The sequence below is a fragment of the Curtobacterium sp. PsM8 genome, assembly GCF_030433875.1.
Taxonomy (GTDB): domain Bacteria; phylum Actinomycetota; class Actinomycetes; order Actinomycetales; family Microbacteriaceae; genus Curtobacterium.
In genome coordinates, this window is record NZ_JARUXD010000093.1 from 1 (window position 1) to 10415 (window position 10415).

Sequence of the window (10415 nt, forward strand, 5' to 3'; positions counted from 1 at the left end):
CCCCCCCCCCCCCCCCCCCCCGGTCCGCCCCCCCCCCCTGCCCCCATCACGTCGGGGCGGCCGGTAACCCGCGGTCCCGGGCCCCCCCGTCTCCGTCTGTGGTCGCGTCGCGACCGCGGTGGGGGACTAGCGCTGCTTCGACTTCACCGCACGGTCGTCTTCGACGACCGTCCCGACCGCCACGATCGTCGTCGCGAGCCAGGCCACCCAGGTCAGGGCGAGCCGCCAGTCGCGCGGTCCGCGCCTGGACGTCTGCAGCACGCTGTAGCCGCTGATGAGCGAGCCCCACACCGCACCACTGAACATGAACTTCCGCACGGGTTCCTCCTCTTGGTCGTCCTCGCCACGTTACCGGGCGCTACATTGGAGCGCCGCCGGGCGCACAGGGACCTCCGGCACCGAACGAGGAGCCACATCGTGCGCCAAGCAGTCATCGGAGCCGTCCTGCTCGCCGTCGGGGCGGTGTGCGTCGCCCTCGGCCTGTTGCCGCTGCCGGAACTCGGCGCCCTCGCCGCCCGGGTGCTGCCGGTCCTGGGCTTCGTCCTCGGCCTCACCATCGTCTCCGAACTCGCCGCGGACGCCGGCGTCTTCGACCGGCTGGCCGACGTCGCCGCCCGGGTCGGTGGCGGCCGGACCATCGGGCTGTGGGGCGCGGTCGTCGTCCTCGCCGTGGTGTGCACGGTCTTCCTGTCCATCGACACCACCGCGGTGCTGCTCACCCCGATCGTCATCACGCTCGCGCGCCGGGTCGGGCTGCCGCCGATGCCGTTCGCGCTGACCACCGTGTGGCTCGCGAACACCGCGTCCCTGCTGCTGCCGGTGTCGAACCTCACGAACCTGCTCGCCGTCGACAAGATCGGGCTCGACGGGCCGCTGCCGTTCGCCGGCCTGATGGTGTGGGCCGCCCTCGCCGGGGTCGTCGTGCCGTGCGCGGTGCTGCTCGTCGTGTTCCGCCGGTCGCTGTTCGGTCGGTACACGCCGGTCGGGCTGCGGAAGGCGTCCGACCCGGTGTTCTTCTGGGCGGCGTCCGCGGTGCTCGTGGCCCTCGTCGTCGCGCTGACCGCCGGGGTCGAGGTCTGGGTGGCCGCGGTCGCCGCCGCGGTCCTGCTCGTCGTCGTCGCCGCCTTCCGGGCGCCGTCTGAGCTCAAGCCGTCCCGGGTGCCGTGGTCGACGCTCGTCTTCGCCGCCGGGCTCTTCGTCGTCGTCGAGACCCTGCACGCCACCGGCGTCACCGACCCGATCGTGCACGCCCTCGGCGGCGGCACGGGCAGCGGCTCCCTGCTGCTCCTCGGCGGTGCGGGCGCGGTCGCCGCGAACGCGATCGACAACCTGCCCGCCTACCTGGTGCTCGAGCCGGCGGCGGGACACGAGGCCCTGCGGTACGCGGCGCTCCTCGTCGGCGTCAACGCGGGCTGCCTGATCACGCCGTGGGCCTCGCTCGCGACGCTGCTGTGGCACGCCCGACTGACGGCCGAGGGCATCCACCTGTCGTGGGGTCGCTACATCGCGCTCGGCTGCATCGTGGCGCCGCTCACCGTCGTCGCCGGCGTGTTCGCGCTCGCGATCTGATCCCGGCCGGGCCGGGCCTCACAGCCCCCGGGCCGTGCTGGGGCTCACAGCCAGTCGCGGTGCTTGAACGACCGGTAGAGCAGCAGCGACGACGCCACGGTGAGCGCGATCGACGCCCACAGCCCGCTCCAGGCCCCCTCGCCGGGGAACTTCACGTTCTGCCCGAAGAAGCTCGTGATGCCGGTCGGGATCGCGATGATCGCCGCCCAGCTCGTCACCTTCTTCATCACGGTGTTCTGCCGGTTCGACGCCAGGTTGAGGTTCGTGTCGAGGACGCTCGACACCGCGTCCCGCTGCTGGTCGACCGAGTCGGCGATCGACACCAGGTGGTCCTCGACGTCCCGGAAGTAGGGACGGACGCCGTCGATGATCGTCTCGGCGTCGCCGTGCAGCAGTGAACCGACGCTGTCCCGGGTCGGGACGACCAGCCGGCGGAGCACCCCGAGCGCCTTGCGCAGGCGGAAGGAGCGGCGCTGGATCTGCTGCTCGCGCGGGTCGCCGGTCTCGAACAGGTCGTCCTCGAGTGCGTCGATGTCCCGCTCGATGGTCTCGAGGACGCTCGTGGCGTGGTCGACGACGGCGTCGAGCAGCCCCCAGAGCAGCCAGGGCACACCGTGGTCGGCCAGGTCGCTGTTCGCGTCCCACCGGCGCTGGACGGCCGCGGTGTCGAAGTCGGCGCCGTGGATCGTGACGAGGGCGTGCTTCGTGACGAAGGCCTTCACCTCGTGGGTGACGATCGCGCCGTCCTTCCCCGGACCGTGGGCGTCGTAGACCACCAGGAACAGGCTGTCCCGGTACCGGTCGAGCTTCGGCCGCTGCCCGCTCTCGACGGCGTCCTCCACCGCGAGGACGTGGATGCCGAGTTCTTCCTGGACCTGTTCGAGGTCCGAGGCCTGCGGATCGGTGAAGTCGATCCAGACGAAGGCACCGTCGCGGGCGACGAGGTCCGAGACCTGCTCCACGGGGAAGTCCCGCTCCGCCGACGAACCGTCCTGCCAGCAGCGCGTGCTCACCATGGGGCAGAGCCTAGTGACGGTGCGCTGCGTGCCGGACCCGGCCCCGGGCCTCCCGGTCGGGCACGGGTGAACGTCCCCTCAGCCCGGCCACCCGCGCGCTGGTAGTTTCGGTGCCGACGCCCCGGCAGGCCGCCGGGCAGGAACGGAGCACCCGCCACCCATGCCCGCAGACCGCACCGACAGCACGCGCTACGCCTTCGTCGTCGCCTCCAACCGCCTCCCCGTGGACCGCGTCGTCGAGGACGACGGAACCGAGGGCTGGCGGCACTCGCCGGGCGGCCTCGTCACCGCACTCGAGCCGGTGATGCGGGCGAACGACGGAGCCTGGGTCGGATGGGTCGGGCAGCCGGACGTCACCGTCGAGCCGTTCGACAACGAGGGCATCCACATCGTCCCGGTGCCGCTCAGCGCCGACGACGTGCAGGAGTACTACGAGGGCTTCAGCAACGACACGCTCTGGCCGCTCTACCACGACGTCATCGAGCACCCGAGCTACCACCGTGACTGGTGGAACGCCTACAAGCGCGTGAACCAGCGCTTCGCGGAGCAGATCGCCGAGATCGTCGAGCAGGACGGCATCGTCTGGGTGCAGGACTACCAGTTGCAGCTCGTGCCGGCGCTGCTCCGTGCGCTCCGTCCCGACCTGACCATCGGCTTCTTCAACCACATCCCGTTCCCGCCGGTCGGCATCTACGCGCAGCTGCCGTGGCGCGCCCAGATCCTCGACGGCCTGCTCGGCGCCGACGTGATCGGGTTCCAGCGCCAGGACGACGCCAGCGACTTCCTCCGCGCGGTCCGGCACATCAAGGGCTACACGACCAAGGGCTCCACGGTGGACGTGCCCGTCGACGACCCGAAGGCGCCGCGCAGCCGCAAGGGCATCACGGTCCGGCACGTCGAGGCCCGCCACTTCCCGATCTCGATCGACGCCGAGAGCTTCGAGGAGATCGCCCGACGGCCCGAGGTGCAGCAGCGCGCCAAGGAGATCCGTGACGGTCTCGGCAACCCGAAGACCGTCCTGCTCGGTGTCGACCGACTCGACTACACCAAGGGGATCCGGCACCGCATCAAGGCGTTCGGTGAACTGGTGGAGGACGGCCGTCTGGCGGTGGAGGACGCCGCGCTCATCCAGGTCGCCAGCCCGAGCCGCGAACGGGTCGACACGTACCGGATGCTCCGCGACGAGATCGAGCTCAGCGTCGGTCGCATCAACGGCGACCTCGGCGTGATCGGCCACCAGCCGATCTCGTACCTGCACCACGGGTACCCGAGAGAGGAGATGGTCGCGCTGTACCTGGCGGCCGACATCATGCTCGTCACCGCCCTCCGCGACGGCATGAACCTCGTCGCGAAGGAGTACGTCGCGTCCCGCCACGACAACGACGGCGTCCTGATCCTGTCCGAGTTCGCCGGTGCCGCCGACGAGCTCAAGCAGGCCGTGATCGTCAACCCGCACGACATCGGGGCGCTCAAGGACTCGATCCAGCGCGCCATCGAGATGCCGCGTCGCGAGCGGTCGACCCGGATGCGTGCGCTCCGCAAGCGCGTGAAGGACAACGACGTGGCCCGGTGGTCGCGCTCGTTCCTCGAAGCCCTGGACCGGCACGCACCGAAGGGCGCCCAGATCGACCCGGAATCGGTCGAACAGGGCGAGCCGCACCGCGAGGCCCAGACCGACGGCACGTCGATCTTCGACCAGGACGCACAGAAGGCCCGCGCCGCCGAGGACACCCGGGAGGACCGTGATGCCTGACCAGACGACGGACGGCGGTCTCGTGGCGGCCCTCGAGACGCTCGCGGCTGCGCCGCGACTGCTCGTGGCGCTCGACTTCGACGGCACGCTCGCGCCCTTCGCCGACGACCCGTCCCAGGTCGGCGCGCTGCCCGGCAGCTGGGCGGCGGTCCTGACCCTGCAGCGGGCCCGCGACACCGAGGTCGTGCTCGTCTCCGGGCGACCGCTCGGCAGTCTGGCCGCGGTGTCGCACGCGCCCGAGGGCATGGCGCTGATCGGTTCGCACGGCGTCGAGTGGCGGGTCGACGGCCACGACGAGGACGCCCTCACCCCGGACGAGACGGCCCGGGTGGCCCGCATCGGTGCGGCGCTCGACGAGGTCGGTGCCCGGCACCCGGGCGTCGTCATCGAGCACAAGCCCGCCGGCCACGGCGTGCACACCCGACGGGTGAGCGCCGACGAGGCGGCGGCCACGAACGCCGAGGCCAGCCGGGCGGCGCACGACGCCGACGCCGACGTGCTCGAGCGCGGTGGCAAGGACATCCTCGAGTTCGCCGTGCGCCACGTCACGAAGGGCGACGCGATCGAGCGACTGCGTGCCCTCCGCGGTGCGGACGCGGTGTTCTTCGCGGGTGACGACGTCACGGACGAGGACGCCTTCCGGGTGCTCCACGACGGCGACGTCGGCGTGAAGGTGGGGGAGGGCGAGACCCTCGCCACCCATCGCGTCGCCGACCCGGCAGGGCTGACCGACGTCCTCAAGCAGCTGGCGCGAGCGCGGGCGACCCGCTGACCCGGCCACGGGCCTCCCGTCGGGCCGGTTCGCACGACCGGTGTCTTGGAGGACCATCAGGCAGAACAGCATGCGGACGCATGGTGTTGCGCCATTGGTATCCCAAACGGTCCTAGACTCTGGACATGCCTGACATCGACGTGAAGCCGCGCAGCAGGGTCGTCACCGACGGGATCGAAGCAACCACTTCGCGTGGCATGCTGCGGGCCGTCGGGATGGGCGACGAGGACTGGGAGAAGCCGCAGATCGGCATCGCCTCGTCCTGGAACGAGATCACCCCCTGCAACCTGTCCCTCGACCGACTCGCCCAGGGCGCCAAGGAAGGCGTGCACGGCGGCGGCGGCTACCCGCTGCAGTTCGGCACCATCTCGGTGTCCGACGGCATCTCGATGGGCCACGAGGGCATGCACTTCTCCCTCGTCTCGCGCGAGGTCATCGCGGACAGCGTCGAGACGGTCGTCAACGCCGAGCGCCTCGACGGCACTGTCCTCCTCGCCGGCTGCGACAAGTCGCTCCCCGGCATGCTGATGGCCGCCGCGCGCCTCGACCTGGCGAGCGTCTTCCTCTACGCCGGATCGGTCATGCCGGGCTACGTGAAGCAGGCCGACGGCTCGATGAAGGAAGTCACGATCATCGACTCCTTCGAGGGCGTCGGCGCCTGCAAGGCCGGCACCATGAGCGAGGCCGAGCTCAAGAAGATCGAGTGTGCGATCGTCCCCGGCGAAGGTGCCTGTGGCGGGATGTACACCGCGAACACGATGGCGAGCCTGGCCGAGGCGCTGGGCATGTCGCTGCCCGGGTCCGCCGCGCCGCCCAGCGCCGACCGTCGCCGCGACTACTACGCGCACCGGTCCGGCGAAGCCGTCGTGAACATGCTCCGCCTGGGGCTGACCGCCCGCGACGTCCTGACGCGCGAGGCGTTCGAGAACGCGATCACCGTGCTCATGGCACTCGGTGGCTCGACGAACGCCGTGCTGCACCTGCTCGCGATCGCGCACGAGGCCGAGGTCGAACTGTCCCTCGACGACTTCAACCGCATCGGCTCGAAGGTCCCGCACCTGGCCGACATGAAGCCCTTCGGACGCTTCGTGATGAAGGACATCGACCAGCAGGGTGGCATCCCGGTCGTCATGAAGGCGCTGCTCGACGCGGGCCTGCTGCACGGCGAGTGCATTACCGTGACGGGCAAGACCGTCGCCGAGAACCTGGCCGAGATCGATCCGCCGGAGCTCGACGGCGAGGTGTTCCGGAAGATCGACAACCCGATCCACGCCACCGGTGGCCTGACGATCCTGCAGGGCTCGTTCGCTCCCGAGGGTGCCGTCGTGAAGACCGCCGGCTTCGACGCCGACGTGTTCGAGGGCCCGGCCCGTGTGTTCGACCGCGAGCGTGCCGCGATGGACGCCCTCACCGAGGGGCGCATCCAGAAGGGCGACGTCATCGTCATCCGCTACGAGGGCCCCAAGGGCGGACCCGGCATGCGCGAGATGCTGGCCATCACCGCGGCCATCAAGGGCGCGGGCCTCGGCAAGGATGTACTACTCTTGACCGACGGTCGATTCTCAGGCGGCACAACCGGCCTCTGCATCGGCCACATCGCACCGGAAGCCGTGGACGCAGGTCCAGTGGCGTTCGTGCGCGATGGCGACCGCATCCGTGTCGACATCCCCGCTCGCTCGCTCGACCTACTGGTCGACCCCGCCGAGTTGGAAGCCCGCCGTGACGGCTGGGCCCCGCTGCCCCCGCGCTACACCCGCGGAGTCCTCGCGAAGTACGCCAAGCTCGTCCAGTCCGCTGCCCTCGGCGCGGTCACGGGCTGACGTCGACACCCGCACCATCGCCATCCCTCCAGGCAAGGAACCCTTCATGCCCACGGAAGCCACACCGCGCTCCGCTGCCGGAGCCCGTCGATCGCCCGAGGTCCTTACCGGCTCGGGCGCCGTGCTCCGCACGCTCGAGCACCTCGGGATCACCGACGTCTTCGGTCTGCCCGGCGGCGCGATCATCCCGTTCTACGACGAGCTCATGGCGTCGACGACGATCCGCCACATCCTGGTCCGTCACGAGCAGGGCGCCGGTCACGCCGCCGAGGGCTACGCGTCCTCGTCCGGCAAGGTCGGTGTCGCGATCGCCACGTCCGGTCCCGGTGCGACGAACCTCGTCACCGCCATCGCCGACGCCTACATGGACTCGGTGCCGTTCATCGCGATCACCGGCCAGGTGTTCTCGACGCTGATGGGCACCGACGCGTTCCAGGAAGCCGACATCGTCGGCATCACGATGCCGATCACGAAGCACTCCTTCCTGGTCACGAAGCCCGAGGACGTCCCGGCGACCCTCGCGGCGGCGCACCTCATCGCGACGACCGGACGACCCGGCCCGGTGCTGGTGGACATCACCAAGGACGCCCAGCAGAAGTCGGCGCCGTACATCTGGCCCCCGAAGCTCGACCTGCCCGGCTACCGCCCGGTGACGAAGGCACACGGCAAACAGATCACCGCGGCGGCGCAGCTCCTGGCCGAGTCGTCGCGCCCGGTGCTCTACGTCGGCGGCGGCGTGATCCGCTCCGGTGCCTCCGCCGAGCTCCTGGCGTTCGCCGAGGCCACCGGCGCCCCGGTCGTCACGACGCTGATGGCCCGCGGTGCCTTCCCCGACTCGCACGCGCAACACCTCGGCATGCCCGGCATGCACGGCACGGTGCCCGCGGTCCTCGGGCTGCAGGAGAGCGACCTCATCATCGCGCTCGGCGCCCGCTTCGACGACCGCGTGACCGGCAAGGTCGACGACTTCGCACCGGACGCCAAGGTCGTGCACGTCGACATCGACCCGGCCGAGATCTCGAAGATCCGCTACGCCGACGTCCCGATCGTCGGCGACGCGAAAGAGGTGCTCGTCGACCTGGTGGCGGCGTGGGCCGACGTACCGGTCGACCAGCGGGCCTCCACGGCCGACTGGTGGGCGCACCTCAACCAGCTGCTCGAGGACTTCCCGCTCGGGTACACCGAGCCGACCGACGGGCTGCTCGCCCCGCAGGCGATCATCAAGCGCATCGGCGAGATGACCGGACCGGAGGGCGTCTTCGCCTCGGGCGTCGGCCAGCACCAGATGTGGTCGGCGCAGTTCATCCAGTACGAGCGTCCGAACGCCTGGCTCAACTCCGGCGGCGCCGGCACGATGGGCTACTCGGTCCCGGCCGCGATGGGCGCCAAGGTGGCCCAGCCCGACCGCGTCGTCTGGGCCATCGACGGTGACGGCTGCTTCCAGATGACCAACCAGGAACTCGCGACCTGCGTCATCAACGACATCCCGATCAAGGTCGCGATCATCAACAACTCGTCGCTCGGCATGGTGCGCCAGTGGCAGACGCTGTTCTACGACGGCCGCCACTCGTTCACCGACCTGCAGACCGGCCACGGCACCCGTCGGGTCCCGGACTTCGTGAAGCTCGCCGACGCCTACGGTGCGCTCGGGATCCGGGTCGAGAAGCCGGAGGAGGTCGACGCGGCGATCCAGCTCGCGCTCGACACCAACGACCGCCCGGTGGTCATCGACTTCGTGGTCAGCCGCGACTCGATGGTCTGGCCGATGGTCCCGCAGGGGATCGGCAACTCGTCCATCCAGTACGCCCGCGACCTCGCCCCGACGTGGGACGACGAGGACGCCGACATGACGGGGGAGCCCGCATGAGCCACGTCCTGTCCCTCCTGGTCGAGGACAAGCCGGGTCTGCTGACCCGTGTCGCCGGGCTCTTCGCCCGTCGCGGCTTCAACATCGAGTCCCTGGCCGTCGGCAACACCGAGGTGGACGGCCTGAGCCGCATCACCGTGGTGGTCGACGTCGAGGACCTCCCGCTCGAGCAGGTGACGAAGCAGCTCAACAAGCTCGTCAACGTCATCAAGATCGTGGAGCTCGACTTCCCCCAGTCGGTGCAGCGCGAACACATGCTCGTCAAGGTGCGGGTCGACAACCAGACCCGGTCCGCGGTGCTCGACGCCGTGACGCTCTTCCGGGCGCAGGTCGTCGACGTCGCCACCGACTCGCTCGTCGTCGAGGTGACCGGTGATCCCGGCAAGATCCAGGCGATCCTGCGCGTGCTCGAGCCCTACGGCATCAAGGAGCTGGCGCGCGCCGGGCTCCTGGGCATGGGCCGTGGACCGAAGAGCATCACCGACCGAGTGCGCTGAGCACCGGTCGCCCCAGACACCCCACAACCAAGGAGACCACGCACCGTGACTGACATCGTGTACGACGCTGACGCCGACCTGAGCCTCATCCAGGGCAAGAAGGTCGCCGTCATCGGCTACGGCTCGCAGGGCCACGCCCACGCCCTGAACCTCCGCGACTCCGGCGTCGAGGTCAAGATCGGCCTCAAGGAGGGCTCGAAGAGCCGCCAGAAGGCCGAAGAGGCCGGCTTCGAGGTCCACACGCCCGCCGAGGCCACCAAGTGGGCCGACGTCGTCGTCATCCTCGCGCCGGACCAGGTCCAGCGCATCGTCTACAAGGACGACATCGCCCCGAACCTCAAGCAGGGTGCGACCCTCGTCTTCGGGCACGGGTTCAACATCCGCTTCGGCTACATCGAGGCCCCCGAGGGCGTCGACGTGTCGCTCGTCGCCCCGAAGGGCCCGGGCCACACGGTCCGTCGCGAGTACGAAGCCGGCCGTGGCGTCCCCGTCATCGTGGCAGTCGAGGTCGACGCCTCCGGCAGCGCGTGGGACCTCGCCTGGTCGTACTCGAAGGCCATCGGTGGTCTGCGCTCCGGCGGCATCAAGACGACCTTCACCGAGGAGACCGAGACCGACCTGTTCGGCGAGCAGGCCGTCCTCTGCGGTGGTACCTCGCAGCTGATCCAGTACGGCTTCGAGACCCTGGTCGAGGCCGGGTACCAGCCGCAGATCGCCTACTTCGAGGTCCTGCACGAGCTCAAGCTCATCGTCGACCTGATCTGGGAGGGCGGCCTCACCAAGCAGCGCTGGTCGATCTCCGACACGGCCGAGTTCGGCGACTACGTCTCCGGCCCGCGTGTGATCTCGCCCGACGTCAAGGAGAACATGAAGGCCGTCCTCGCGGACATCCAGAACGGTGCCTTCGCGAAGCGCTTCATCGAGGACCAGGACGCCGGCGCGCCGGAGTTCACCGCCCTCCGCGAGAAGGGCGAGGGTCACCCGGTCGAGGCGACCGGCCGTGAGCTCCGCAAGCTCTTCGCGTGGAAGCAGGGCGACTCGGACTACGTCGACGGTTCGGCCGCGCGGTAGTCTGCCTGAGACAAGCTCGACCCGCGAGGCGGCGGTGCACTGCACCGCCG

At 70.2% G+C, this 10415-nt stretch carries 9 protein-coding genes; 7 read left to right on the forward strand and 2 right to left on the reverse strand.

From position 1 onward, the window contains the following. Positions 1-126: 126 nt before the first annotated feature. Positions 127-318, reverse strand: coding sequence for a hypothetical protein (locus tag QCD68_RS15705; protein ID WP_110904698.1), 192 nt, complete (start codon positions 316-318; stop codon positions 127-129). Between the two features lie 99 nt (positions 319-417). On the opposite strand from QCD68_RS15705, the gene QCD68_RS15710 reads away from it, so the two are divergent. Next, positions 418-1569, forward strand: coding sequence for an SLC13 family permease (locus tag QCD68_RS15710; RefSeq protein ID WP_111076324.1), 1152 nt, complete (start codon positions 418-420; stop codon positions 1567-1569). Between the two features lie 44 nt (positions 1570-1613). Here QCD68_RS15710 and QCD68_RS15715 read toward each other — a convergent pair whose 3' ends face one another. Next, on the reverse strand, positions 1614-2585 hold the full coding sequence (locus QCD68_RS15715) for a magnesium transporter CorA family protein (protein WP_301223699.1): 972 nt from the start codon (positions 2583-2585) through the stop codon (positions 1614-1616). 160 nt (positions 2586-2745) lie between these two features. Here QCD68_RS15715 and otsA point away from each other — a divergent pair, with 160 nt between their 5' ends. The 6 genes from otsA (at position 2746) to ilvC (ending at position 10365) form a co-directional block, all read left to right on the forward strand. After that, on the forward strand, positions 2746-4338 hold the full coding sequence (gene otsA / locus QCD68_RS15720; protein WP_111076322.1) for an alpha,alpha-trehalose-phosphate synthase (UDP-forming): 1593 nt from the start codon (positions 2746-2748) through the stop codon (positions 4336-4338). Continuing rightward, entirely contained in the window at positions 4331-5110 is a 780-nt protein-coding gene (otsB, locus tag QCD68_RS15725) for a trehalose-phosphatase (protein WP_301223700.1), read from the forward strand. Before otsA ends, otsB begins: the two co-directional genes overlap by 8 nt. Positions 5111-5235: 125 nt before the next feature. After that, on the forward strand, positions 5236-6930 hold the full coding sequence (gene ilvD, locus QCD68_RS15730; RefSeq protein ID WP_301223701.1) for a dihydroxy-acid dehydratase: 1695 nt from the start codon (positions 5236-5238) through the stop codon (positions 6928-6930). A gap of 46 nt (positions 6931-6976) precedes the next feature. Next, positions 6977-8797 (forward strand): acetolactate synthase large subunit, encoded by a 1821-nt coding sequence (locus QCD68_RS15735; protein WP_111076319.1) that lies wholly within the window; start codon positions 6977-6979, stop codon positions 8795-8797. Beyond that, positions 8794-9294 carry an acetolactate synthase small subunit gene (gene ilvN, locus QCD68_RS15740; protein WP_110904691.1) on the forward strand — a complete coding sequence of 167 codons (501 nt, stop codon included), beginning with the start codon at positions 8794-8796 and terminating at the stop codon, positions 9292-9294. The genes QCD68_RS15735 and ilvN overlap by 4 nt, the downstream gene beginning before the upstream one ends. 45 nt (positions 9295-9339) lie before the next feature. Further along, complete coding sequence (gene ilvC / locus QCD68_RS15745) at positions 9340-10365, forward strand: ketol-acid reductoisomerase (protein WP_253463478.1); 1026 nt, start codon at positions 9340-9342, stop codon at positions 10363-10365. Positions 10366-10415 lie beyond the last annotated feature (50 nt).

What these genes read in the sequence shown, in the direction of transcription:
- otsA (WP_111076322.1), top strand. Translation starts at nt 2,746, where the DNA reads ATGCCCGCAGACCGCACCGACAGCACGCGCTACGCCTTCGTCGTCGCC.
- ilvN (WP_110904691.1), top strand. Translation starts at nt 8,794, where the DNA reads ATGAGCCACGTCCTGTCCCTCCTGGTCGAGGACAAGCCGGGTCTGCTG.
- QCD68_RS15715 (WP_301223699.1), bottom strand. Translation starts at nt 2,585, where the DNA reads ATGGTGAGCACGCGCTGCTGGCAGGACGGTTCGTCGGCGGAGCGGGAC.
- QCD68_RS15735 (WP_111076319.1), top strand. Translation starts at nt 6,977, where the DNA reads ATGCCCACGGAAGCCACACCGCGCTCCGCTGCCGGAGCCCGTCGATCG.
- ilvD (WP_301223701.1), top strand. Translation starts at nt 5,236, where the DNA reads ATGCCTGACATCGACGTGAAGCCGCGCAGCAGGGTCGTCACCGACGGG.
- otsB (WP_301223700.1), top strand. Translation starts at nt 4,331, where the DNA reads ATGCCTGACCAGACGACGGACGGCGGTCTCGTGGCGGCCCTCGAGACG.